This window comes from Streptomyces sp. 4N509B (assembly GCF_052245655.1).
In the GTDB taxonomy this organism is placed as follows: Bacteria; Actinomycetota; Actinomycetes; order Streptomycetales; family Streptomycetaceae; genus Streptomyces.
In genome coordinates this window covers 68,111-91,174 of the sequence record NZ_JBQQBZ010000020.1, presented here as the reverse complement: position 1 = coordinate 91,174, position 23,064 = coordinate 68,111, and the positions used below count along the sequence as shown (strand labels likewise).

General features: G+C 74.8%; 23 protein-coding genes. 8 read left to right on the top strand and 15 right to left on the bottom strand.

The features are described from left to right. Window positions 1-356 precede the first annotated feature (356 nt). Both ACTWP5_RS19190 and ACTWP5_RS19185 read left to right on the top strand, forming a co-directional pair. Complete coding sequence (locus tag ACTWP5_RS19190) at window positions 357-1,184, top strand: ferritin-like fold-containing protein (RefSeq protein WP_443222236.1); 828 nt, start codon at window positions 357-359, stop codon at window positions 1,182-1,184. Between the two features lie 97 nt (window positions 1,185-1,281). Further along, entirely contained in the window at window positions 1,282-1,851 is a 570-nt protein-coding gene (locus ACTWP5_RS19185) for a hypothetical protein (protein WP_443222235.1), read from the top strand. A gap of 442 nt (window positions 1,852-2,293) precedes the next feature. On the opposite strand, the gene ACTWP5_RS19180 is transcribed toward ACTWP5_RS19185, so the two are convergent. Then, on the bottom strand, window positions 2,294-3,067 hold the full coding sequence (locus ACTWP5_RS19180; RefSeq protein ID WP_443222234.1) for a hypothetical protein: 774 nt from the start codon (window positions 3,065-3,067) through the stop codon (window positions 2,294-2,296). Between the two features lie 61 nt (window positions 3,068-3,128). On the opposite strand from ACTWP5_RS19180, the gene ACTWP5_RS19175 reads away from it, so the two are divergent. Further along, complete coding sequence (locus ACTWP5_RS19175; RefSeq protein ID WP_443222233.1) at window positions 3,129-4,298, top strand: Mrp/NBP35 family ATP-binding protein; 1,170 nt, start codon at window positions 3,129-3,131, stop codon at window positions 4,296-4,298. 93 nt (window positions 4,299-4,391) lie between these two features. Here the strand turns inward: ACTWP5_RS19175 and ACTWP5_RS19170 are convergent, their stop codons facing one another. The 5 genes from ACTWP5_RS19170 to sigE form a co-directional block, all read right to left on the bottom strand. Next, window positions 4,392-5,051: a hypothetical protein gene (locus ACTWP5_RS19170; RefSeq protein ID WP_443222232.1), complete on the bottom strand. Its 660-nt coding sequence runs from the start codon at window positions 5,049-5,051 to the stop codon at window positions 4,392-4,394. Window positions 5,052-5,464: 413 nt separating this feature from the next. Beyond that, on the bottom strand, window positions 5,465-6,040 hold the full coding sequence (locus tag ACTWP5_RS19165) for a sec-independent translocase (RefSeq protein WP_443222231.1): 576 nt from the start codon (window positions 6,038-6,040) through the stop codon (window positions 5,465-5,467). Window positions 6,041-6,191: 151 nt separating this feature from the next. Beyond that, complete coding sequence (locus ACTWP5_RS19160; RefSeq protein WP_443222230.1) at window positions 6,192-7,898, bottom strand: trypsin-like peptidase domain-containing protein; 1,707 nt, start codon at window positions 7,896-7,898, stop codon at window positions 6,192-6,194. Between the two features lie 98 nt (window positions 7,899-7,996). Beyond that, window positions 7,997-8,860: an anti-sigma factor family protein gene (locus tag ACTWP5_RS19155; protein WP_443222229.1), complete on the bottom strand. Its 864-nt coding sequence runs from the start codon at window positions 8,858-8,860 to the stop codon at window positions 7,997-7,999. Then, window positions 8,857-9,711, bottom strand: coding sequence for an RNA polymerase sigma factor SigE (gene sigE, locus ACTWP5_RS19150; RefSeq protein WP_443222228.1), 855 nt, complete (start codon window positions 9,709-9,711; stop codon window positions 8,857-8,859). Before sigE ends, ACTWP5_RS19155 begins: the two co-directional genes overlap by 4 nt. A gap of 160 nt (window positions 9,712-9,871) precedes the next feature. Between sigE and ACTWP5_RS19145 the strand changes: the two genes are divergently transcribed. Continuing rightward, window positions 9,872-10,522 (top strand): O-methyltransferase, encoded by a 651-nt coding sequence (locus ACTWP5_RS19145; protein ID WP_443222265.1) that lies wholly within the window; start codon window positions 9,872-9,874, stop codon window positions 10,520-10,522. A 419-nt stretch (window positions 10,523-10,941) separates the two neighbouring features. On the opposite strand, the gene ACTWP5_RS19140 is transcribed toward ACTWP5_RS19145, so the two are convergent. Next, window positions 10,942-11,109: a DUF3117 domain-containing protein gene (locus tag ACTWP5_RS19140; protein ID WP_443222227.1), complete on the bottom strand. Its 168-nt coding sequence runs from the start codon at window positions 11,107-11,109 to the stop codon at window positions 10,942-10,944. 192 nt (window positions 11,110-11,301) lie between these two features. Next, window positions 11,302-11,670: a DivIVA domain-containing protein gene (locus ACTWP5_RS19135; RefSeq protein ID WP_443222226.1), complete on the bottom strand. Its 369-nt coding sequence runs from the start codon at window positions 11,668-11,670 to the stop codon at window positions 11,302-11,304. Between the two features lie 160 nt (window positions 11,671-11,830). Between ACTWP5_RS19135 and folP the strand changes: the two genes are divergently transcribed. Beyond that, window positions 11,831-12,691 (top strand): dihydropteroate synthase, encoded by an 861-nt coding sequence (gene folP, locus ACTWP5_RS19130; RefSeq protein ID WP_443222264.1) that lies wholly within the window; start codon window positions 11,831-11,833, stop codon window positions 12,689-12,691. A gap of 106 nt (window positions 12,692-12,797) precedes the next feature. Here folP and ACTWP5_RS19125 read toward each other — a convergent pair whose 3' ends face one another. Continuing rightward, window positions 12,798-13,598, bottom strand: coding sequence for a TIGR00730 family Rossman fold protein (locus tag ACTWP5_RS19125; RefSeq protein ID WP_443222225.1), 801 nt, complete (start codon window positions 13,596-13,598; stop codon window positions 12,798-12,800). A gap of 227 nt (window positions 13,599-13,825) precedes the next feature. Beyond that, entirely contained in the window at window positions 13,826-14,941 is a 1,116-nt protein-coding gene (gene dapE, locus ACTWP5_RS19120) for a succinyl-diaminopimelate desuccinylase (RefSeq protein ID WP_443222224.1), read from the bottom strand. A 69-nt stretch (window positions 14,942-15,010) separates the two neighbouring features. On the opposite strand from dapE, the gene ACTWP5_RS19115 reads away from it, so the two are divergent. Both ACTWP5_RS19115 and ACTWP5_RS19110 read left to right on the top strand, forming a co-directional pair. Continuing rightward, window positions 15,011-15,943: a hypothetical protein gene (locus ACTWP5_RS19115; protein ID WP_443222223.1), complete on the top strand. Its 933-nt coding sequence runs from the start codon at window positions 15,011-15,013 to the stop codon at window positions 15,941-15,943. A gap of 171 nt (window positions 15,944-16,114) precedes the next feature. Next, window positions 16,115-16,528, top strand: a complete 414-nt coding sequence (locus ACTWP5_RS19110) for an ATP-binding protein (protein WP_443222222.1) — start codon at window positions 16,115-16,117, stop codon at window positions 16,526-16,528. 156 nt (window positions 16,529-16,684) lie between these two features. On the opposite strand, the gene dapC is transcribed toward ACTWP5_RS19110, so the two are convergent. Continuing rightward, window positions 16,685-17,827 carry a succinyldiaminopimelate transaminase gene (dapC, locus tag ACTWP5_RS19105; protein ID WP_443222221.1) on the bottom strand — a complete coding sequence of 381 codons (1,143 nt, stop codon included), beginning with the start codon at window positions 17,825-17,827 and terminating at the stop codon, window positions 16,685-16,687. 82 nt (window positions 17,828-17,909) lie between these two features. Further along, window positions 17,910-18,236, bottom strand: a complete 327-nt coding sequence (fdxA, locus tag ACTWP5_RS19100; protein ID WP_443222220.1) for a ferredoxin — start codon at window positions 18,234-18,236, stop codon at window positions 17,910-17,912. A gap of 104 nt (window positions 18,237-18,340) precedes the next feature. On the opposite strand from fdxA, the gene ACTWP5_RS19095 reads away from it, so the two are divergent. Further along, the gene (locus ACTWP5_RS19095) at window positions 18,341-19,441 is read left to right on the top strand and encodes a GNAT family N-acetyltransferase (protein WP_443222219.1); all 1,101 of its coding nucleotides are present in this window, start codon (window positions 18,341-18,343) and stop codon (window positions 19,439-19,441) included. A gap of 62 nt (window positions 19,442-19,503) precedes the next feature. On the opposite strand, the gene ACTWP5_RS19090 is transcribed toward ACTWP5_RS19095, so the two are convergent. From ACTWP5_RS19090 to mshB, 3 genes are all read right to left on the bottom strand, one after another. Further along, entirely contained in the window at window positions 19,504-21,534 is a 2,031-nt protein-coding gene (locus tag ACTWP5_RS19090; RefSeq protein ID WP_443222218.1) for a peptidoglycan binding domain-containing protein, read from the bottom strand. A gap of 190 nt (window positions 21,535-21,724) precedes the next feature. Then, window positions 21,725-22,111 carry a DUF6113 family protein gene (locus ACTWP5_RS19085; protein WP_443222217.1) on the bottom strand — a complete coding sequence of 129 codons (387 nt, stop codon included), beginning with the start codon at window positions 22,109-22,111 and terminating at the stop codon, window positions 21,725-21,727. After that, entirely contained in the window at window positions 22,108-22,998 is an 891-nt protein-coding gene (gene mshB, locus ACTWP5_RS19080) for an N-acetyl-1-D-myo-inositol-2-amino-2-deoxy-alpha-D-glucopyranoside deacetylase (protein WP_443222216.1), read from the bottom strand. The genes ACTWP5_RS19085 and mshB overlap by 4 nt, the downstream gene beginning before the upstream one ends. Between the last annotated feature and the right edge of the window lie 66 nt (window positions 22,999-23,064).

The following is a 23,064-nucleotide window of genomic DNA, read 5'->3' as shown; positions in this document are numbered from 1 at the left end:
GTTGGTGACGCCCGGGGAGGGCTGTCCGGCGCGGGACCCGGTCATCTCGCTCAAGCGCACGCACCGCGCGAGCGGGTCCCCTCGCGCGGTGCGCGTGCGGGACGCACGGCCCGCGCGGCGGGCTGGTCAGGTCGGAGCCGATCGGGCCACCGACCGGGCATCCGCAGCTTCGGAAGCGGTTCCGGCCCGACGCCCGTCTGACATCACGCTCATCTGAACGGCGAGTGGACCGCTATATCACTCTACCCCGGAACACCGCACATACGGCAGGCTGTGGAACACCTCACGTTTCGGCGTCCTCCCCTCCCTGGCCACACGGACGTGGGCGGAGCGGGCGGGGGGCTATTGTGCTGACCATGGAGACGCCGCCCGACACCCCCGCTCCTGCCGACGCCACCGAGGACTCCGAGAACCCCGAAGACACCGCGAGGACCGGGGACACCGGCACCGCGAAGGGGTCCGGGGCGGCCGGGGACTCAGAGGCCACGGCGGGCGTCGCCGCGCAGGACTGGCCGCGGGCCAGCAGCGACACGCGGTACCGGGCGGCGGTCGTGGACCTGCTCGGGGCGCTCGCCTACGGCGAGCTGGCCGCGTTCGAGCGGCTGGCGGAGGACGCCAAGCTGGCGCCGTCGCTGGCCGACAAGGCGGCGCTGGCGCGGATGGCGGCGGCCGAGTTCCACCACTTCGAGCAGCTGACGCGGCGGCTTGAGGAGATCGACGAGGAGCCGACGGCGGCGATGGAGCCCTTCGCGGCGCCGCTGGACGAGTTCCACCGGATGACGGCTCCCTCGGACTGGCTGGAGGGCCTGGTCAAGGCGTACGTCGGCGACGCGATCGCGGCCGACTTCTACCGCGAGGTGGCCAGCCGCCTCGACTCCGACACCCGCGCCCTGGTGCTCGGGGTGCTGGACGACACCGGGCACGCGGAGTTCGCGGTGGAGAAGGTGCGGGCCGCGATCGAGGCGGACCCGCCCGCCGGCGGGCGGCTGGCGCTGTGGGCGCGGCGGCTGATGGGCGAGGCGCTGGCACAGGCGCAGCGGGTCGTGGCGGACCGGGACGCCCTGTCGACGATGCTGGTGGGCGGGGTCTCCGACGGCTTCGACCTGGCGGAGATCGGCCGGATGTTCTCCCGGATCACCGAGGCGCACACGCGCCGCATGGCGGCCCTCGGGCTCTCCGCCTGACTCCCGCCACAGAGCCTCTCGGACCGCTCCCTGAGCGGAACGTTCGCCCGGCCGTCGTGCCTGGCGGGGAAGGGGCCGAGGCCCTACGCTCCCACCCATGGATGGCGAGCTGCTGGACCGCGCCCTGATCGAGGAGTCGGCGAAGAAGTCGGCCCTGGTGTGGGTGCGGGGCGAGCGAGGGTCGTCGCGCGCCCTGTGGCACGTGTGGCACGACGGCGCCGTCTGCCTGGTCGGCGGGCCGGGCGAGCAGCCGCTGGACGGCCTCGGGCTGACCGACGGCGGCCGGGCCACCGTCACCTGCCGCAGCAAGGACAAGGGCGGGCGGCTCATCGTGTGGCCGGCGCGCGTGGCCGAGCTGCCGCCGCGGGGCGAGGCGTGGCAGGCGGTGGTGGCGGAGCTGAGGGGCAAGCGGCTCAACGCCCCCGACGCCGAGGGCCTGGCCGACCACTGGGCCCGCGCCTGTCGGGTGCTGCGGCTCACGCCCGCGGGGGCGGCCGTGCAGCGACCCGGTTCCATGCCGGCCGACTCACAGGCGGAGCCGCCGCGTCCGACGCCCGCCAGCACCCGCGTGGAGCGCCCCTCGGGGCTCCCGGTGCGGCGGGGTCGCGGCGGCCGTCGGGCCCGGGGCGGCCACGCGGGGGACGCGGCCGGCGGCGCGTCGAGCTGAGACCGGGACCGAGGCGCGGACCCGAGGGACCCGAGGCGCGGACCGGAGGCCCGTCCCTGAGGCCCGTCCCGTCACCGCACCGCCGAACCGGGCCGCTCCCCACACCACTCACCCCACCCACACCTCTCCGAGCGCATGCTCGCCGCGCGCCTCGACCCCCGCCTCGATCTCTCCTCCTGCCGGGCGGAGTCCCTCGAACGGGTCGTGGCATGGATCATCGACCGCTTCGACGTCCGCGCGGGACGTCGCGTCGCCGACCTCGGCCGCGGACCCGGTCCCCACACCACGCGCCTGGCCCGCACCGGCGCGTCCGTCACCGGGCGGGACCTGTCCACCCGCTCGCTCGACCACGCCGGGTCGACGTCGACTCGGCGTCCGCGTTCGCCGCCGTCGCGACCACCGAGCGCTGAAGCGCGTCCCCGTACGGGGGACGGCCTCCCGGCTACTCGCCGTCGCCGTCCCCCTCGGTGATCATGTCCTCGCCGTAGTCCACGATCTGCTCCTCCACCGGCGGGTTCAGCGGGAAGTCCTCGTTCCACTCGCTGAGCGTGACCTGGCCCGCGTTGCCGCCGCGCTCCAGCCGCAGCGGGTAGGGCCGGCCGACGAGCGCCACCTCCATGACGCCGCCCGCGCCGCCGTCGGCCTCGACCCGTATCGTCCTCACGCCGCCGACCTCGCTCCGGTCGCCGGTCTCCCGCTCGCCCTGGAGCGTGAGGAGGCCGTCGAGGAGCACGTTCTTGTCGGTGAAGCCGCTGAGCTCCTCGTAGGCCGGGTCGTCGGGGGCGACGGCGACGTACATGTCGTCGAGCTTCTTCGCCGGGTCGGACTCCAGCTCCGCCGGCAGCTCTTCGGCCTGCCAGAACGCCTCGTCCGCCCGGAGGAAGAGCTCCTCGTCGATCCGCAACAGCTCGAAGGTCGTGCCGCCGTCGGCGGAGACCTCGCCCGTGCCGCCGTTCTCGCCGAGCCGCATGTCGATCCGGTACGAGGCGTCGCCCGAGATGACCGTGCCCGTCAGCAGGACCGTGCGGGCCCGGCCGGCCGCCTCCCTGGCCCGCTCCTCGATCTCGTCGGCGGAGAGGTCCTCCATGCCGTTGGTCTCCTCCTCGGACCCGCCGCCGCAGCCGAGGGCGGTGCCGGCGAGGAGCAGACCGGCGAGGCACGTGCGCGCCGCCCGACGCAGCGCAGGACCGGTCGTCACGGGGCGCGTCGCTGTCACGAGCGGCAGCGTACCGGCCGCCGGGCGACGGGTTGTCGCGGGTGCGCCGTACCATCGGGGCATGGCTACTGAGACCCGCACCGACATCCCCGGGACCGCCCCGACCGAGGCGGCGGTCAGGGCCGCCCTGGCCCGGGTCGAGGACCCGGAGATCCGGCGCCCCATCACCGACCTCGGCATGGTGAAGTCGGTGGTGGTCGCGCCCGACGGTGTCGTGCGCGTCGGGATCTACCTCACGATCCAGGGCTGTCCGATGCGGGACACCCTCCGGACCAACGTCTCCGAGGCCGTGCGCGGCGTGGCCGGCGTCACGGGCGTCGAGGTCGAGCTGGACGTGATGAGCGACGAGCAGCGCCGCGAGCTCGCTGCCTCGCTGCGCGGTGGTCAGGCCGAGCGCGAGGTGCCGTTCGCCAAGCCCGGTTCGCTGACCCGTGTGTACTGCGTGGCCTCCGGCAAGGGCGGCGTCGGCAAGTCCTCCGTGACGGTGAACCTGGCGGCGGCCATGGCGGCCGACGGCCTCAGCGTGGGCGTCGTGGACGCGGACATCTACGGCCACTCGGTGCCCCGCATGCTGGGCACCGACGGGGGGCCCACCCAGGTCGAGAACATGATCATGCCGCCGTCGGCGTACGGGGTGCGGGTCATCTCCATCGGCATGTTCACCCCGGGCAACGCGCCGGTGGTCTGGCGTGGCCCGATGCTCCACCGGGCCCTCCAGCAGTTCCTGGCCGACGTCTACTGGGGCGACCTCGACGTGCTGCTGCTCGACCTGCCGCCCGGCACGGGCGACATCGCGATCTCCGTGGCGCAGCTCGTGCCGGGGGCGGAGATCCTCGTGGTGACCACGCCTCAGCAGGCGGCGGCCGAGGTCGCCGAGCGGGCCGGCTCGATCGCCGTGCAGACCCACCAGAAGATCGTCGGCGTGGTGGAGAACATGTCCGGCATGCCCTGCCCGCACTGCGGCGAGATGATGGACGTCTTCGGCAGCGGCGGCGGCCAGCGGGTCGCGGACGGGCTCACGCGGGCCACGGGCGCGAAGGTGCCGGTGCTCGGCACGATCCCGATCGACGTGCGGCTGCGCGAGGGGGGCGACGAGGGGAAGCCCGTGGTGTTGACCGACCCGGACTCCCCCGCGGGGTCGGCGCTGCGCTCGGTCGCGTCCTCGCTGGCGCGCCGCGAGCGGGGCCTGGCGGGCATGTCCCTGAGCCTCACGCCGACCCGGCGGGCCTGAACGCACGGCACGGGCGGCACGGGCGGCACGGGCGGTCCCGTCTCCTGGGCCGTCCGCCGACGCGCCGCCCGCCGGGGCTCAGGCGCTCCGCGCTCAGGCGTAGCTCTCGATGTCCTTGATCACGGCGAAGCCGAGGCCGTAGGCGCTCATACCGCGCCCGTACGCGCCGATGTGGACGCCGTGGCGCGCCACGCCGGCCAGCACCCAGCCGTACTCCGACTCCCGGTAGTGGAAGTCCGTGGGCTCGCCGTCCACCGGCAGGGAGAGGGCGGACCAGCCACCTCCGTGCAGGTCGTCGGCGAGCTCCCACGCGATGGCGGTCTGCTGCTCCAGCCAGTCCTGCCGCAGCGCCCGCTCCATCTGGGCCGGCCAGGTGCACGACAGCAGACCGGAGCCGGCCAGCCAGGCCGCTGAGGAGACCGAGGTGGCCTCCAGCACACCCGTGCCGTCGGGGCTACGGCGCAGCGGCCGGTCGGCGACCGTCACGACCACGGTGAAGCGCTGGTCGCCGTGGCCCAGCTCGCCGCGGAGCGACGGCTCGTCGCCGTGGCCCGTGGAGCCGTGCTCGACGGCGCCGTCGGCGGCCATGCCGACCTGCATCAGCCAGCGCGGGCCGGTGAACGCCTCGTCAAGTCCGTACCAGGGAAAGCCGGCCATCAGATAGCCGTCGACCGCGCGGCGGGCCCCTGGCACCCCCTGGGGTGAGGGGGTGCCGGCCGCGTCCTGCGGCACTGCCCGACTCGTCGTCTCCATCGTGTGCGACGCCTCCTTGTTGCCCTCGTCCTGGGCACACCCCGGACATAGGGAGGATAGCCAGCCGGGTCCGGGGTGTCGGGCATGAGCAGGGATCAGGCGGTGTCATATGCCCTCGAACAGGCGCGCAGGCGGGGAACACCGTCTCCCCGTGCGCCCCCCGTGCCACGAACGGCGGGACGGGGACGGCGCACCGGCGACGCCAGGGGCGACCACGCGAGGGGAGGGTGGCGAAGCAGCCGTCGTCGGGCGTGGGGGCGTCGGGCGTGGGGACGTCGGAACGTGCCGCGCGCGGACGGCGCGCGTCTCGGGTGGGTGAGCTGCCGCCGTCAGGCTCGCGTTCGCAGGCCCGCCGGGGCGCGGGCCCCAGACGGTGCCGGTCTCAGACGGTGTCGAGCGAGGTGGCGTCGGCCTCAGGTGGCGTCGGCGTCGAACGGCGGCAGGTCCTGGCGGGGGGTGGCGGCCGGAGCCTGGTCCCCGTCCTTGGCCAGCCGCACCGGCTCAGCCGTGGCGGAGCCCTCCGAGGCGGTCCCCGACGCCGCGGTGCTCGCGGTGGCGGTCGAGGAGGAGCCGGCGGAGGCGGAGGTGGCCGCGGCGCCCGCGCCACGACCCTTCGACAGCCCCTTGCCGAGGCCCGCGCCGCTCTTGCCGTTGGTCCTGGTGGGCCGACCGTTGACCGAGTCGGCGACCTCGGTCAGCTCCTTGCGCATGTCGAGGCTCTGGCCGAGCTCCTTCAGCCCGAGGTCGTCGTTGTCCAGCAGGTGCTTCTTGGCGAAGGTGCGCGGGTTCAGGTCCTCCAGCTCGAAGTCCTTGAACTCCGGACCGAGCTCGTTACGGATGTCGTTCTTGGCGCTGTCGGAGAACTCGCGGATCTTCCGAACGAACCGCGCGGCGTCCTGGATCATCTTCGGCAGCTTCTCGGGGCCGAAGACCAGGATGGCCAGCACGATGAGGAACATGAACTCCAGGGACCCTATGTCGAAGAACACCTGACAGCTCCCTCAATCCCGACTCATCCCGGCGATCCGGGCTCGTGTCGCGCACGCATACCACGCATACGGTCATGGGCAACGGTACCTGCCCGTAGCCACCGATGGGAGTCCGCCGCCTCGCGTCTTCTCACCGGGCCGTCACGCCCCCTCAGCCACCCGTCTCCTCACCGAGCACGACGATGACCTCGGTCTCCTGACCGTTGCGGTCGATGGTCAACGCCAGCTCGTCTCCCGGCTGGTAGCTGCGGATCCTCACGATGAGCTCGTCGCCGCTGCGGACGCGCTGCCCGTCCACGGCGGTGATGATGTCGCCGTCCTGGACGCCGGCCTGGTCGGCGGGGCCGCCGGGGACCACGGCCGGCTCGCCCGTGGTGCTCGCGACCCTGGCGCCCTCGCCCGGATAGCTCGTGTCGAGCATCACGCCGATGACGGGGTGGCTCGCGTAGCCGACGTTGATCAACTGCTCGGCGACGTTGCTGCCCTGGTTGATCGGGATGGCGAAGCCGAGGCCGACGCTGCCGGAGGAGCCGCCCTCCATGCCCCCGGAGTCGGGGGTGCGGATCGCGGTGTTGATGCCGATGACCCGGCCGTTGACGTCCACGAGCGGGCCACCGGAGTTCCCCGGGTTGATCGGGGCGTCGGTCTGGAGGGCGTTGACGTAGCTCACGTCGGAGCCGTCGAGCTCCAGGCCGCCGGTGGTGATGGGGCGCTCGGTGGCGCTGATGATGCCGGAGGTGACGGTCCCCTCCAGGTCGAACGGGGCGCCGATCGCGACCACCGGGTCGCCGACGCGCACGCTGTCGGAGTTCCCGAGCTCCAGCGGGGTCAGCCCGGAGACGCCGCTGACCTGGACGACGGCCAGGTCGTACCCGGCGTCGGATCCGACGATCTCGGCCCGCGCGGTGTCGCCGCTGCTGAAGGTGACCTCTATCACGCCGCTCTCCCCGGCCGGGTCCACGACGTGCGCGTTGGTGAGGATGTGGCCCTGGTCGTCCAGGACGAAGCCGGTGCCGGTGCTCGCCGCGTCGGTGCCCGAGACGTGCAGGGTGACCACGCCCGGCAGCACCGCCTCGGCGATGCCGGCGATGCTGCCCTCCGCCGGCGGCCGCTCCTGCGAGCCGGTCTGCGGGAGGTCCACCTCGGTGAAGGCGCCGTCGCGCTCCAGCTGCACGCCGATGACGCCCCCGATGACGCCCGCGACGAGCGCGATCGCGGCGGCGCCCGCGACGAGCCGGCCGCGGCGTCCCCGGCGGGGGCTCGCGTCGGGTGCCGCGGGGGCCGGCGGCACGCCGCCGGCGCCGGCGCCCGTGGCGCCCCACGGGTCGTACCGGTGCAGCGGCTCACCCGGGAGCGAGGCGGTGGCCTGCGCCGGGGCGTGGCCCTGGGGCACGTGATGCGCGCCTGTCGGGGCCGGCGAAGGCTGTGGCGCCCCCGCCTGGGGCGGGGCCGCGTGGGGCGGCGCCGTCTGGGCGGTGGGATGACCGGCCGGCTGGCCCACACCCGGGGCCGGGGCGCCCGGGCTCGCGGCGGGGGGGACCGCGGCGGTCCCGGGAGGCGGGCCCGTCGGCACCTGGCCCGTCGGCGGTTGGCCCGTCGGCGCCTGCCCCGTGGGGGTGCCGTGGGACGGCGTGCCGCCGCGGGCAGCGTCGGCCGCCGCGGGGGCCGGCGCCAGCGTGCCGGTGCGGACGCCGCCGGGCGGCGTGGGGTCGGGGCGCTGCACGGGCGGTGCGGGGGCCCAGGGACCCGGCTGCCCGTAGGGAGGCGTGCTGTACGCCTCCTCGCCGTGCCGCGCCTCGGAGTCCTCCCTCTGGCTCCGCCCGGAGGACCCCCAGGAAGCGCTGTTCCGGTTCTCCATGCCCGTCCCCATCGTGTGCGCCGCGCTGTTACCGGCTAGTCCGAGTCTCCGGTAGGGGATTCAACCAGGTGGCCCGCCACCCGGTCACGGAACCCGGCTCAACGCGGGTCGACACCACCGACGATGCCCAGCCCGCCCACGGGGGCGTGGGTGCTGAACATGGGTGCCGGCAGCGAGGTCGTCGACCCCGAGAACCCCGGATCCGGTGCCAGTATGGGCCCAAGGACCGGGAAAAGGCGCGTGCCCTGGCCGACCGGCCATGTCGCGTCCTGTGTCGTCTGCGCCCCGCGTGTCTCCTGGGACGCCTCCTCCGTGCTCTCCAGCCGGGCTCCCACGGTGCGGACCGTGCTCACCGGCGAGGTGGTGGACGGCGCGCCGCTGCCCGCGGCGACGGTGCCTCCCCCGGCGCCGGCCGCGGCCGTCGTGGTGGCGGTGCTCGGGCTGGTCACGGCACCCCCCAGAGCGAAGGCCGCCAGCGACACGGCGCCGGCGGCGGCGAAGGCAAGCCGGTGACCGCGCTGCGAGCGCGTCGCGGCCCCCGGCTCGTGTATCCGGAAGCCTCGCCGGGCGTCCAGCAGGGGCTGCGCGAAGAACGAGGAGCGTCCTCTCCCCCCGGGCGGCGAGATCGGGGGGAACGGGTCCAACGCCTCCTCGCGCGAGGAGGAGGACGAGGACGAGGGGGGGCCCGGCGGCGGCATGGCGTCGGACCCCGGGTCCCCGCCCGTGGCGGGCAGGCCCTGGAGGCGAGCCATCAGCGTGGCGGAGGGGGTGGGCAGCGGGCTGGCGGCGAAGACGCTCTTGAGCCGGCGGTGGGCGTCGGCCTCGTCCTTACAGCTGGGACACGTGGCCAGGTGCGCCAGCACGCGGTCCCGGCGGTCGTGGGAGAGCTCGCCGTCGATCAGCGCGGCGAGGCTCTCCCCGAGATGCTGGTCCGCTGGCCCGGTCTCGGCGGTGCTGGTCACCCGGCCCTGCCTTCCTCCGCCGCGGGGGCGGCGGGGGCGGGCACGGTGGCCAGCAGGGTCTCGTGCTCCTCGTGGGCCTGACGCCCCTCGTACGGCCCGGCCTCGTCCTGCTCACCACGCACGCGGGGCGAGCGGTGCTTGAGGGCCTTCCGCAGGTGGGAACGGCCGCGGTGGATCCGACTGCGGACGGTGCCGAGCTTCACGCCGAGGGTGGTGGCGATCTCCTCGTAGCTCAGGCCCTCGATGTCGCACAGCACCACGGCGGCGCGGAAGTCGGGGGCCAGGGTGTCGAGCGCCTGCTGCACGTCGGCGTCGAAGTGCGTGTCGTTGAAGTGCTGCTGGGGGGTGGGCTCGCGGCTGGGCAGCCGGTCGGCCGCGTCCTCGCCGAGCGCGTCGAAGCGGATCCGCTGCCGGCGCCGCACCGAGTCGAGGAAGAGGTTCGTGGTGATGCGGTGGAGCCAGCCCTCGAAGGTGCCGGGGGTGTACGTGGAGAGCGAGCGGAAGACACGGACGAAGACCTCCTGCGTGAGGTCCTCGGCGTCGTGCTGGTTCCCCGTGAGGCGGTAGGCCAGGCGGTACACCCGGGCACTGTGGGTGCTGACGATCTCCTCCCAGCTGGGAGGCGCCCACGGCTCGCCGTCCGAGCCCGTGCCGAAGGTCGCCATCTCGGCGGTGGCCGTGGCGCTCTCGACGGGCCTGGCGGCGTCGTGTGGTCGGGCGACGTCAGCGTGCTCTGTCACGGAATTCGGCCTGTCGGACGAGCGGAGTAGGCGCCCCAGCACCCCCCGGCTCGCGGACCTGGCCGCACCTCCCCTGTCGGCTCTGGTGGTGTCCAGTGGGGCCCCTACCATAACCACCTCACCCGTTAGCTCCGGATAAGCATTTTTGACCGTCTTTTCGAGCCGGTCGCGCGACCACCGGTCATGGGGTCCAACGTCTGGTCCAGCCGAGCTGTTCCCCAGGAGAGTCGATACCCTCAGAGGGCGTGACAGACGGGGACAGGAGAGGGCCATTACCGGCAACCGGCTGACGAGCTGGGCGTTCGCCGAGGCGTACGGCGCACCGGACGCCGACAGCAGCGAGGGGTCGGCGTTGCGCTGGGCCCGGGACCGTGCACGTGACGCCGGTCTGCGCTCCGTCTCCCCCGGCACGGGGGACGCGCTGCGCCTGTTGGCCGCCGCGGCCGGCGCCCGCGCGGTGGTGGAGATCGGCACGGGCACCGGCGTTTCGGGGATCTACCTGCTGCACGGCATGCGGCCGGAGGGTGTGCTCACCACGGTGGAGATCGAGCCGGAGCGTCAGCAGTTCGCCCGGCAGGCCTTCCGCATGGCCGGCTTCGCCGCCAACAGGACCCGGCTGATCTCCGGACACGCGCTGGACGTCCTGCCCCGCCTCACCGACGGGGGCTACGACCTGGTCTTCTACGACGGCAGCCGGCTGGAGTGCCTGGAATGCCTCGGAGAATCGTTGCGTCTGCTGCGGCCGGGAGGGCTGGTCTGCTTCACCGGCGTGTTCGCCGACGGCCGCACCGTGGACTCCGGGATCCAGCCGGCGGAGGTGCTGCGGCTGCGCGAGCTGCTGCGGGCGGTGCGCGAGAGCAAGGACCTGGTGCCCGCCCTCCTCCCGGTCGGCGACGGGCTGCTCTGCGCGGCCCGCGCCTGAGGGCCTCCCCGTCGTCCCCGGTGACGTCGTGCCCGGTGGCGGGCTGCCGGCGGACCGGAACGCGGCGTCGCGCGGCTCCGCGCGAGCGGGAGGAGGGAGTCGACCGGCGGGAGGCCGGCGACCGGCGCCAACGCGGCGGGGAGGTCGCCGGGCGTCGCGAGCCCTTCTGACAGGTCCGGGACGGCGCGCGTCACGGCCGTGTCGTCACGGGACCGTCGGCGTCCGCCGTTCGCGCCCACGAAGGGTGAGCGTTCCTCCCGCGGAGAGTGACGAGCCGGGAGACACGTACGGCGCCGCCCCGGAGTGATCCGGGACAGCGCCGTGACGGGGCCGAGGCAGCGCCGATAAGACCGACATCGGTGACCGCCGCTCGTCCGGGCATTCGGCGGCGGCGAAGGGCCGGCGCGATGCGGGGCGGTTCAGCTGGTCACCTTCTTCAGTTCCTCGTCGAGGGCCACCGCCTCGTCGGGGCTCAGCTCGACGACGAGTCGCCCGCCACCCTCGAGCGGAACGCGCATGATGATCCCCCGCCCCTCCTTGGTCACCTCGAGCGGGCCATCGCCCGTCCGCGGCTTCATGGCCGCCATGCTCGTTCCCCTTCCTGAACCAGCTCATCGCAGCCGACAACGAGAAGCGCTATCGGCATCGAACACGTTGCTTCACTCATTATCTCGCATCGAACGACCTCGTGACCAACATCGGCCGGTATCCCTTCGGCAACGCGCGCCCGCAAACCCCCTCAATTCGGCGATTGCGCCTTCACCACGGCGAACACCCTGTTAGTCGGTCGAGGCGCCGGATCCGCCGGCCTGGCTCTCCTCGCGCGGAGCCGTGAGCCGGGTCTCGGCGAGCGCCGTCTCCAGCTCGGCGATGCGCGCGTCGCGCTCGGCGATCTCCGCGGCGAGGCGGTCGAGCACCTCGTCGACCTCGGCCATACGGTATCCGCGGGGGGCGACGGGAAGACGGACCGCGACCACGTCGGCCGGGAGAACCGGCCGGTGGAGCGGCAGCGGGTCGTCGATGCGGTCCGGCTCGGCCTCGGGCAGCCCTCCGGTGACCGGCCCTCCCGAGCCGTCACCGCTGCCGAGCACCGCCAGCGTGACCGCGGCGATCACCACCACCATCGCCGCCACAAGGAACCAGAACACGACCTCTCCTCCCCTTCCCCGCACATCCGTGACTTCCGAGGGACCCGCTGATCGTCGCACAAAGCACTGACAGTCCCGGAAGGTAGCGTCGAAAGCGGAACGCGTGGATGACATGGATGATGGCGTGGACGGAAAGAGCGAGATCGGAGAGCTGAGCGGAATGCTGCGACTGGGGCCGCGTGAGTTCCCTCCCGAGGAGTCGGTGATCATGGCGATCGTGAACCGCACGCCCGACTCGTTCTACGACCGGGGCGCCACGTTCCGGGACGAGGCCGCGATGGAGCGTGTCGGGGAGGTGGTGGCCCAGGGCGCGGCCATCGTCGACATCGGCGGGGTGAAGGCGGGGCCCGGCGCGGAGGTGGGCGTCGAGGAGGAGATCCGCCGCACCGCCGGGTTCGTCGCCGAGGTCCGCCGCCGCTTCCCCGAGGTGGTGATCAGCGTCGACACCTGGCGGCACGAGGTGGGCGAGGCCGTCTGCGAGGCCGGTGCCGACCTGCTGAACGACGCGTGGGGCGGCGCCGACCCCCGGCTCGCCGAGGTGGCGGCCCGGCACGGCGTGGGCCTGGTCTGCACCCACACGGGCGGCGCCGCGCCGCGCACCCGCCCGCACCGGGTGACGTACGAGGACGTCATGGCCGACATCCTGCGGGACACGCTGGCGCTGGCGGAGCGCGCCGTGCGGCTCGGCGTCCGCCGGGACGCGGTGATCATCGACCCGGGTCACGACTTCGGGAAGGCCACGCGGCACTCGCTGGAGGCGACGAGGCGCCTGGACGAGATGACGGCGACGGGCTGGCCGGTGCTGGTGTCGCTGTCGAACAAGGACTTCGTCGGCGAGACGCTGGACCGCCCGGTCAAGGAGCGGCTGCTCGGCACGCTCGCCGCCACGGCCGTCTCGGCGTGGCTCGGGGCGCGGGTCTACCGCGTGCACGAGGTGGCGGAGACCCGCGACGTCCTCGACATGGTCGCCTCCATCGCCGGCCGCAGGCCGCCGGCGGTGGCCCGCCGGGGCCTGGCGTAGCCGGCGACGGGCGACCCCACGGCGCCAGGCGACGACGGGCAGCGACGGGCGGCGACACGGCCCCGGGCTCGTCCGCCGGGCCCCGGCGGATGCGGTGGCGGGAGGCTCAGGGCTTGGTGACCAGGGCGATGGCCTCGTCGATGTCGTCGGTGAGCTGGAACAGGCCCTCGTCCGGCGCGGAGGCCTTGCCCTGGGCGATGACGGTCTCCCGCACCCAGTCGACGAGGCCCTGCCAGTACGCCGTGCCGACGAGCACGATCGGGAAGCGGGTCACCTTCCTGGTCTGGACGAGGGTCATCGCCTCGAAGAGCTCGTCGAGGGTGCCGAGGCCGCCGGGGAGCACGAGGAACCCCTGCGCGTACTTGACGAACATCGTCTTGCGCACGAAGAAGTACCGGAAGTTGACGCCGATGTCGACGTACTCGTTGAGCCCCTGTTCGAAGGGCAGCTCTATGCCCAGGCCGACCGAGACGCCCCCGGCCTCGCTGGCGCCGCGGTTGGCCGCCTCCATCGCGCCGGGACCGCCGCCCGTGATCACGGCGAAGCCGGCCTCGGCCAGCCCCGCGCCGATGCGCACCCCGAGCTCGTACTCCGGGGAGCCGGGGGGCGTGCGGGCCGAGCCGAAGACCGAGATGGCGGGGCCCAGCTCCGCGAGGGCTCCGAAGCCCTCGACGAACTCCGACTGGATGCGCAGCACCCGCCACGGGTCGTGGTGCACCCAGTCCGTGGGCCCCCTGGTGTCGAGCAGCCGCTGGTCGGCCGTCCCGGTCATCACCTGGCCACGGCGCCGCACCACCGGGCCGAGGCGCTGCTCCCTGCGGCCGTCGGCCGACGGCCAGGCCGCGTCACCGCCCTGGCTCCGCTCGGGCTCTGCGTCGCGCGTCCGCTCGGGGGGACTGTCGTGCATGGTGTGCTCTCCTCGACTGATGGCTCGACCGGAGGTCTCCTCGGCTGAGGGCTGACCGAGGCCCCGGCTCCATGCCTTCCGAACGTCCCGGTGGCCCCGGACGTCCCCGGGTGCCAGCCTTCCGGGCCGAAGGCGCCGGGAAGCCGGGGGCCGGGAGGCCGGGGGCCGGGAGGCCGGGATGTCCGGGGCCCGGAGCTCTCCGGGCCAGAGGGCCTCGTGATCGAAGGCTACGCGCTCAGCCAGGCGCGCAGCCGCTCCTCACAGCGGGTGATCAACGCCGTCTCGACCCGCTCGTCCCGCCGGTGCGCGAGGTTCGGGTCGCCGGGGCCGTAGTTGACGGCGGGGACGCCGAGGGCGCTGAAGCGGGAGACGTCGGTCCAGCCGTACTTGGGCCGCGGCTGGCCGCCGACCGCCTCGACGAAGGCGCGGGCCGCCGGGTGGCTCAGGCCGGGAAGGGCGCCCGGGGCGTGGTCCTCGACGACGAACTCGGCGACGCCGCAGTCCGCGAAGACCTCCCGGACGTGGGCGACCGCCTCCTCGGGGCCGCGGTCCGGCGCGTAGCGGTAGTTGACCGCGACGGTGCAGGCGTCCGGGATGACGTTCCCCGCCACGCCGGCCTCGACCCGCACGGCGTTCAGGCCCTCGCGGTACTCCAGGCCGTCGATGACCGGGCGGCGCGGCTCGTACGCGGCGAGCCGGGCGAGCACGGGCGCGGCGGCGTGGATGGCGTTGGAGCCCATCCACGAGCGGGCCGAGTGGGCCCGCTGGCCCGCGAGCCGCAGCAGCATCCGCAGCGTGCCCTGGCAGCCGCCCTCGACCTGCCCGCTCGACGGTTCGAGGAGCACGGCGAAGTCGGCCGCGAGCCACTCGGGGTGCTCGGCGGCGAGGTGCCGCAGCCCGTTGCGCTCGGCCTCGACCTCCTCGTTGTCGTAGAAGACGAACGTCAGGTCGCGGACCGGTTCGGGCACGGTGGCGGCCACGCGCAGCTGCACGGCGACGCCCGACTTCATGTCGCAGGTGCCGCACCCCCACAGCACGCCGTCCTCGTCCAGGCGGGAGGGGAGGTTGTCCGCGACCGGCACCGTGTCGATGTGCCCGGCGAGCACCACCCGCTCGGCGCGGCCGAGCTCGGTGCGGGCCACGACGTTGTTCCCGTGGCGGTCCACGCGCAGCCACGGCAGCTCGCGCAGGGCGGCCTCCACGGCGTCCGCGAGCCGCGCCTCCGTGCCGCTGACCGAGGGGACGTCCACCAGCCGCGCGGTGAGCGCGGCGGCGTCGAGCGCCAGGTCGAGGCGGACGGGAGCGTCGGACGGGGCGGGGGTGGCGGGGGCGACTGGCTGCATGACGTCACGGTACCGGCAGGTGGCCAACGGCCGGGTGACCAGCGCGGAGACAGCCGCTACGGTGTGCGGATGTCCGAACGTCCATCCACCCGCCGCCGTCGCCGTTGGCCCCTCGGCGCGTCCGCGGCGCTGCTGGTGGCCGCCTCCGCGGCCTACGCGGTGAGCCGGCTCGACCTGTCGGAGCCGGCGGAGCCGCACTGCGCGGTCAGCCTGCCCGACGGCGAGACCGGCATGACGCTTGAGCTGGAACAGGCCGCGAACGCCGCGACCATCGGCGCCGTCGGCTCCACGCGCGGCCTGTCGGAGCGCGCCGTGACGATAGCGATCGCCACCGCCATCCAGGAGTCGCGGCTGCGCAACATCGACTACGGGGACCGGGACTCGCTCGGCCTGTTCCAGCAGCGCCCGTCGCAGGGGTGGGGGACGCCCGAGGAGATCCTGGACCCGGTGTACGCGGCCGAACAGTTCTACGACCATCTCGTCGAGGTGCCCGACTACGAGACGCTGCCCCTGACCGAGGCCGCGCAGGCGGTGCAGCGCAGCGGCTTCCCCGACGCGTACGCCCAGCACGAGGAGGAGGCGGCGCTGCTGGCCGCGGCGTTGACCGGCCGGCGCGCGGCGGCGCTGAACTGCGTCGTCGGCGACGAGCCGGTGCCGGGGCGGCCGGAGGAGACGGCGGAACGCGTCGACCGCCAGTTCGGCGGGCAGGTGCCGGTGACCGTCGAGGAGGGCCCCGAGGGCGGGCTGCTGCTGACCCCCGAGGCGTCCCCCGACGCGTCCGGCGAGGCCGCGGCGAGCGCGGACGGTCCCGACCGTGGGTGGGAGCTGGCGCACTGGGCGGTGGCGCACGCCGCCGAGCTGGGCATCCGGCGGATCGACTACGGGGAGCGGATCTGGGAGGCCGACCGGTCCTCGGACGGCTGGCGGGAGCCGACCGAGGAGGAGCTCACCGCCGGCGGGGCCGTGGGCGGTCTGCGGCTCGGGATGTTCCCGGCCGGCTAGACGTCGTGTGGGCCCCGCGCGCACCGTGCCGTTTCGGGTGATGTGCCGACGGAAGGGACATGGCGGCACATTGCCAATCCTTTACCAACGAAGGCCGCAACTTCACCAGCCCTTGAGCAGATAGGCACGGCGCACCCACCCACACTTCGCACGTCATCCCGAAGGAGCAACATGTCCAACCCTCTCAAGCGCCGCATGGCCCAGGCCGCGCTCGTGCTCGCCGCGGGCGCCGCTCCCGTCGTGGCCACGGGCGCCGACGCCCACGCCAGCGGACTGCCGGCGGATCTGAACGGGCTGACCGGGGCGCTGACCGTGTTGGACAGCGACGCCGTGAACGAGGCCGTGAACGAGACGGTGAAGACCGGGAACCAGCTGGTCAGGCAGGCGGGCGGCGAGGCCGTCCAGGCGACCATGCCGGCGGTGACGCCCGTCGTCGAGCAGGCCTCGCGCGACGTCGGCCAGACCGGCGGCCAGTTCGTCGGCCAGGTGACCAGGACGCTCGTCGAGGAGGCGACCAGCCCGCGGAGCCTCCTTCAGTCGCTGCCCTCGATCAGCGACCAGCTGAACGGGCAGGCGCTGTTCTGACGCGCCGCGCTCGGCGGAGTCGGTGACCAGGGATCGAGACCTGACGCGCGGGGGGCGGGACCCCACGTTCCCGCCCTCCGCGCGTTCGTCCCGACGCACGCGTCCCTGACGCGCTTTGGACGCCTCGCAGCCCGACCCCTCGAACGCGTCCGGCCGTCAGCCGAGCCGGCGCACGGCCTCCGCGACGCGCTCGTCCGTCGCGGTGAAGGCCACCCGGACGAAGCGCTCCCCCGCGGCGCCGTAGAAGTCCCCGGGCGCCACGAGCACGCCCCGCTTGCTGAGGTCGGACACCGTGTCCCAGCACGGCTCGTCCCGCGTCGCCCACAGGTACAGCGACGCCTCGCTGTGCACCACGCGGAAGCCGCGCCGCTCCAGCGCCGCCCGCAGCGCCTGACGCCTGGCCGCGTACCGCTCGCGCTGGACCGCCACGTGCGTGTCGTCGCCCAACGCCGCCACCATCGCCGCCTGCACCGGGGCGGGGACCATCATCCCGCCGTGCTTGCGGATCTCCCGCAGCTCGCCCAGCACCGTGGCGTCGCCGACGAGGAACGCCGGACGGTAGCCCGCGAGGTTCGACCGCTTGGACAGCGAGTGCACGGCGACGAGCCCCGAGACTCCCGGTCCCCCCGGCCCCCGCGACCCCTCCGTGCCGCCGTCGGCCGCGCCGCACACCTCCGGGTGGAGCACCGACCGCGGGTCGGCCTCCCACCCCAGCTCCAGATAGCACTCGTCGCTGACGACGAGCACCCCGTGCTCGCGGCCGAACGCCACCGCCTCGCGCAGCTGCGTCGGCGTCAGCACCTGCCCCGTCGGGTTGGCCGGGGAGTTGAGCCACAGCAGGCGCAGCCCCTCGGGATCCGGCAGCTCGCCGGCCCGGTACGGCACCGGCTCGGCGCCGGTCAGCCGCGCCCCCACCTCGTAGGTGGGGTACGCGAGCTCGGGGAAGGCGACCCGGTCACCCGGGCCGAGGCCCAGCTGGGTGGGCAGCCAGGCGACCAGTTCCTTGGAGCCGATGACCGGCAGCACGTTCTCGTGCGCGAGGCCGACGCCACGCGCGCCCAGACGCCGCTCGCACCAGCCGAGGATCGCGTCCCGCAGCGCCGGCGTGCCCCAGACCGTGGGATAGCCGGGGCTGTTGGCGGCGTCGCTCAGGGCCCGCTGGACCGGCTCGGGCACCGGGTCGACGGGGGTGCCGACCGACAGGTCGACGATGCCGTCGGGATGCGCGGCCGCGGTGGCCTTGTACGGCTCCAGGCGGTCCCAGGGGAAGGCGGGGACGCGGGATGCGAGAGAGGGCACGGTGCTCAGGGGCCTTGCTCGGGTGGGGACGACGTCATGGGGAGAGCGGAGCGGAGCGGTGCGGGGAACGCGGGCGCGGGGCCTACTCGTCGTGCTCCTGCGGCGGGAGCGCCGCGATGAACGGGTGGTCCCGCTCGATCAGGCCCAGCTTGCTGGCGCCGCCGGGCGAGCCCAGCTCGTCGAAGAACTCGACGTTCGCCTTGTAGTAGTCCTTCCACTCCTCTGGGGTGTCGTCCTCGTAGAAGATCGCCTCCACCGGGCAGACCGGCTCGCAGGCGCCGCAGTCGACACACTCGTCGGGGTGGATGTACAGGGAGCGCTTCCCCTCGTAGATGCAGTCGACGGGGCACTCCTCGATGCAGGCCTTGTCCTTCAGGTCAACACAAGGCTGCGCGATGACGTAGGTCACGCCGTCAGTCCTCCTCGTTCAGCGCGGGGAGCGCATGGTCGTCGATGCTGAGCCCTAGTATCGCCGCTGAGGGTCGAAGGACGCTAACGAGGGGGTAAAACCCGGTGGATTTCGTGGCCGGCGGACGGCTTGAGGTCCGCATCACCCCTTCCGACGTGGGCCGACGCGTGTCCGTCCGCACGGTGGCGGCGCCGGGCGACTGGCCCGCCCGCTTCACCGACACGCTCGGTGTGCTCAGCTCCTGGGAGAACGGCGTGCTGCGCGTCACACGCCGGGACGGGCGGGTCGCGCGGCTGGCGGAGTCCGACCTGGTCGCCGCCAAGGTGGTGCCACCGACCCCGGCGCGCGCCCGCGGCGTGCCGGCGGCGGACGTCAGGGAGCTGACGTGGGTCGCCGCCCGGGGCTGGCCCGCGCCGGAACGGGAGCGGATCGGCGGCTGGAGCGCGGGCGCGGGCGGCGGATGGACGCGGCGGGCGAACTCCGCGTACCGCACCGGGGCTCACGCCGCGCCGGAGCGCCCCGAGGCGGACCCGTCCGAGCTGGACCGGGTGGTGGCCTGGTACGCCGCGCGCGGCCTGCCCGCCCGGCTCCACGTGGTCACGCCCGCGGCGGGCGCGGAGCGCGCCCCGGACCCCGACGCGGAGGCGGCCGCGTCACTCGACGCCGCGCTGGCCGCGGCCGGCTGGCGGGCCGTGGCGGAGACGGCCTGCCTGGTCGCCCCGTTGGCACCGCTGGCCGACCTGGCCCCGGACGACGTGCCCTCGAACGGCCGGCCGCCGCGGGAGCGGATCGAGGTGGGGCGCGAGCTGACCGAGGCGTGGCTGCGCGGCTACCCGCGGGCCGAGCAGGATCCGGGAACGGCCCGGCGCGTGCTGACCGGCGGCCCCTCCGTGTGGTTCGCCACCGCCGCCGCGCAGCCCGCCGCCGCGGACGACGGCGCGGGCGACGGCGAGGAGACGGCGGCCGTGGGCCGTTGCGTCGTGGACGGCCGGTGGGCCGGCTTCGCGGCGATCCAGGTGGCACCCGCGCACCGACGGCGCGGTCTGGCGACGGCCGTGATGGCGGCGCTGGCACAGGCCGCGCTCGCCGAGGGCGCGAGCGCGGCGTACCTCCAGGTCGAGACCGACAACGAGCCCGCCCTGACCCTCTACCGCCGCCTCGGCTTCACCGAGCACCACCGCTACCACTACCGCGAGCTGCCGTAGGTCCGCCCGGCCGGCAAGAGCCGACCGGGCGGGTGGACGGGCGGGCGGACGGACCGGCCGCGCTACTGGCTGACGGCGTTCGTGACCACGGCCTCGCGCCGGTCGACGCCCTCGTTGGCGACGGCGGGCTCGCGCAGCGCGTTGATCATCGCCGCCGCGATGTGCTCGGGCGTCACGGGGACGAGCCCGCTGGCGGAGTCGATCATCACGTTGTCGAAGGTGCTGCCGTACGCCTCGGCCAGCCCCTCCAGGTCCATCACCGGCTGGAGGGTGCCGTTGTCGCTCGGCTCCATCGACAGCAGCCGGCTCAGCGTGCCGTCGTCGGCGAACGCCAGCTCCGCGTCTCCGGCAACCACCCACAGCCAGCCGGACATGGCCGGCTCGGCGAACTCGTCCATGGCGCGTTCCACCTCGGCCGCGTCGACGGCGGGCTGCTGCTCCGTCATCGGCAGTTCGAGGGCCGTCTCGCGGCCGGTCGCCGCCCGCTCCCGGAACTCGGCCTCGACGGCCTCGACCGCCGCGGCCACGTCGAGCGCGCGGCCCGGCTCGCCCGGATGCCCGATCGCCTCGCCGTTCTCGAAGGTGACGTCGCCCTCGATCGGCGCCCCGTCACCGCTGTGCTCCGCGGAGATGTCCTCCAGGGCGACGGTCAGCTTCTCCCGGTCGATGGCGAAGACGGCCTCCTCGGCCCGCTCGGCGCCGAAGAGGGAGCCGATGACGGTGACGGGGCTGTAGTCCTGGCCGGAGACGCTGCGGACCGTCGCCTCCGTGTCCACGGCCAGGCCGGCGACGCTGGGCAGCAGCTTGACCTCCTGGCCGCCGACGACGACCGTCAACGGGTCGTTGTTGGCGTGGTCGAGCGCGGACTCCAGCCGGTTGGTGGCCTCCTGCGAGGTGGTGCCGCCGAGGTCGACGCCGAGGACGGTGGTGCCGCGCGGCACGTCGTCGGAGTTGAGCAACAGACCGGCGCCGTAGGCGACGACGCCGACGCCGGCGAGGCCGAGGAGCGCCAGCCGCAGCCTGCCCCGCTTCCTGCGCCGCGCGGCGGCCGCCGCGGCCGAGGGCCCGGCGGACGCGGGCGCCGCGGCCGGCTCCTCGTCCTTTCCGTCCCGGCGCTCCCGGCCCTCCCGGCCGTCGCGCTCGGCGGCGTCGGGTCCGTCGATGCTGGCCAGGCCGGGGAGCCCGCCGGCGGGCGTCGGAGGGCCGCCCGGGGTGGGGCGGGCGTCGGGGCCGAAGGTCGGCAGGGAGCCGGTGGCCGTCAGACCGGAGTCGACCCGGCCGGGCGGCGGCGCCGGAGGAAACGGTCCGCCGAGGTCCATCGTGGTGGCGGCCAGGTCCTCGCCGGGCGGCGGCATGGGCGTCGAGCCGGTGCCGGGGCCCGTGGTCGGCCCGGCCGGACCACGACCGCCCATACCGGGACCGAGCGGCCCGACGCCGTGCGGCGGCGTCGGCGTGGGGCCCGAGGCCGACGCGGCGGCGCGGGGCGCGGGCGTCGTGGGCGGCGCCGAGGAGCGCTGGGGCGTGGGCGCGGGCAGCGGCCCGCCGTCGGGCCGTGGCGCGGGGGGCATGGCCGGCACCGAGGCGGTGCCGTCCGGCGGGGTGTCGGTGGCCGGGAACCAGGTGGGGGCGGAACGGCCGAGGCCGGGGATGCCACCGGCCGGGGTCTCGCTCGGCGGGCCGGGCGGCGGCGGGGTCGACGCGTGCCGGGACGGCGGCCCGTCCTGCGGCCGGGGCGGGCGGCCCTCTCCGGCCCCCGCGGCGGCCCCCGCGCCGACCGTGCCGGGCATCGGGACGCCGCCGGGCCGGGGGGGCTTGCGGGGCTCGAACCAGGAGCTCGTCTTCTTGCCCTTGTCCTCGCCCGCGCCGGCGCCCGCGGCCGTTCCCGCGTCGGCGCTCGCCGCCGCCTCGGGTGGCGGTGCCGCCGCCGGCAGGCCCTGCGCGGTGGTCTCGTTGACGGTCTCCCGCACCACGATGGGCGGAATGGGCCGGGATCCTGGGATGTTGATCCGGGCGCGCGTCGTCAGCGTGGTCTCTGTCTGCTGTTCCGGCTTCGGGGCGCCGGCGTGGCCCACGTTCTCCCCCTCGCCGGGCATGGGGGACGGACTGTCTGGTTCACGACTCAAGGCAGGATCTCCCGGTTGGCTACACCAGCCGGCCCACAACGGCGGGCTCGGGTGGCGAGCCCCACCATACTGGGGCCGGAGGGTTGCGACGCCGCCGCCACAGGATCCGTTGCACGAAGGCGCGCCGGTGGGACGGGGTGGCGGGCCGGGTGGGCGTTTCTCAGCGACGCGTGGGGGTGTCGGGAATCACGAAGAGGGGGCGACGGCTGGGGGCCAGGGTGGCGCAGAGCGTGGCGATGAGCATGCCACCGAAGAGAAAGAGGTAGCTCCCCACGCCCGAGGCGAAGATGAAGTCGCCCTGGGGGCGGGAGGCCGTCAGCAGCATCACGGCCAACGCCCAGCCTCCGGCCGGGGCGGCGGCACCCGCCCGGCTGCCGGTCAGCAGCGCGCCGCCCCAGAAGAGGCCGGCCGCGCCGCCCAACGCCAGCAGCAGGCCGAGCGGGAACCAGCCCGCCTGGACCAACGAGCCGGCGAGGCCGGCCGCCAACCCCAGCACCACCAGGCCCACGTAGGCCAGGGCCCGCCCGAGGCTCACCTGCCCCGTCACCGGGCACCCGCCAGGTCGAGGCCGTCGAAGACGGAACGGGCACCCGGCGGCAGCGGGTCACCGGCCGCGAGTTCGTAGTACTCCGTGCTCCACAGCGGCTGGGCGCGGTCGTTGGTCAGGGAGAAGGTGCCGCGGTCGGCCTCCACCTCCAGCTGGGTGGCGTGGGCGGCCATGGCCCGCGTCTTGGCCGCGAGCTGGGCCCGGGTGCCCTCGACGGCGAGCGCGACGCGCTCGTCGGGCACCAGACCGGGGAGGTCCTCGAGGTCGACGACGCCGCCGAAGCGCCCGGGGCCCTCGGCCCACAGCCTGCCGACGGCGCGCTCCGCGACGGAGCGGGGCAGGCGGTTCCACAGGACGCGGGCGACGGGGGCGCCGTCGGCCGCGGCGAGTTCGGCCGCGCGCGTGGCGACCCGGTGGGCCTGGACGTGGTCGGGGTGGCCGTACCCGCCGTGGGGGTCGTAGGTGACCAGCACGTGCGGGCGGACCTCGCGGATCACGCCGGCCAGGACGGCGGCGGCCTCGGCCACGTCGGCCTGCCAGAAGGCGTGCGGCCGGTCGTTGGACGGCAGGCCCATCATGCCGGAGTCGCGCCAGCGTCCTGGGCCGCCCAGCAGCCGGTGGTCGGTGACGCCGAGGGCCCGCATCGCCGCCGCCAGTTCCTCCGCCCGGTGCGGGCCGAGGGCGTCGTCCCGGTCGGCCGCGAGGTGGGCCAGGCCGGGGACCATGATCTCGCCCTCCTCGCCCAGCGTGCAGGTGACGAGGGTGACGTGCGCCCCCGCCTCCACGCACGCGGCCATGGTGACGCCGTTGTTGATCGACTCGTCGTCGGGGTGGGCGTGCACCAGCAGCAGCCGCCCCCCTGCCTGGCCAGAACCACCGCTCCTCATGGTGGTGAGCCTAACCGCCCGGCGCGGTCGTGGGCGCGACCGGCCCGCCCCCCGGCCGGGCCGGTC

Coding starts and splice junctions, on each gene's coding strand:
- ACTWP5_RS19175 (WP_443222233.1), top strand. CDS start 3,129: ATGGCTACTGAGACCCGCACCGACATCCCCGGGACCGCCCCGACCGAG.
- ACTWP5_RS19170 (WP_443222232.1), bottom strand. CDS start 5,051: ATGGAGACGACGAGTCGGGCAGTGCCGCAGGACGCGGCCGGCACCCCC.
- ACTWP5_RS19110 (WP_443222222.1), top strand. CDS start 16,115: ATGTCCAACCCTCTCAAGCGCCGCATGGCCCAGGCCGCGCTCGTGCTC.
- ACTWP5_RS19115 (WP_443222223.1), top strand. CDS start 15,011: ATGTCCGAACGTCCATCCACCCGCCGCCGTCGCCGTTGGCCCCTCGGC.
- ACTWP5_RS19185 (WP_443222235.1), top strand. CDS start 1,282: ATGGATGGCGAGCTGCTGGACCGCGCCCTGATCGAGGAGTCGGCGAAG.
- ACTWP5_RS19140 (WP_443222227.1), bottom strand. CDS start 11,109: ATGGCGGCCATGAAGCCGCGGACGGGCGATGGCCCGCTCGAGGTGACC.
- dapE (WP_443222224.1), bottom strand. CDS start 14,941: ATGCAGCCAGTCGCCCCCGCCACCCCCGCCCCGTCCGACGCTCCCGTC.
- ACTWP5_RS19125 (WP_443222225.1), bottom strand. CDS start 13,598: ATGCACGACAGTCCCCCCGAGCGGACGCGCGACGCAGAGCCCGAGCGG.
- ACTWP5_RS19190 (WP_443222236.1), top strand. CDS start 357: ATGGAGACGCCGCCCGACACCCCCGCTCCTGCCGACGCCACCGAGGAC.
- folP (WP_443222264.1), top strand. CDS start 11,831: ATGCTGCGACTGGGGCCGCGTGAGTTCCCTCCCGAGGAGTCGGTGATC.
- sigE (WP_443222228.1), bottom strand. CDS start 9,711: ATGGTAGGGGCCCCACTGGACACCACCAGAGCCGACAGGGGAGGTGCG.
- ACTWP5_RS19090 (WP_443222218.1), bottom strand. CDS start 21,534: ATGCCCGGCGAGGGGGAGAACGTGGGCCACGCCGGCGCCCCGAAGCCG.
- mshB (WP_443222216.1), bottom strand. CDS start 22,998: ATGAGGAGCGGTGGTTCTGGCCAGGCAGGGGGGCGGCTGCTGCTGGTG.
- ACTWP5_RS19160 (WP_443222230.1), bottom strand. CDS start 7,898: ATGGAGAACCGGAACAGCGCTTCCTGGGGGTCCTCCGGGCGGAGCCAG.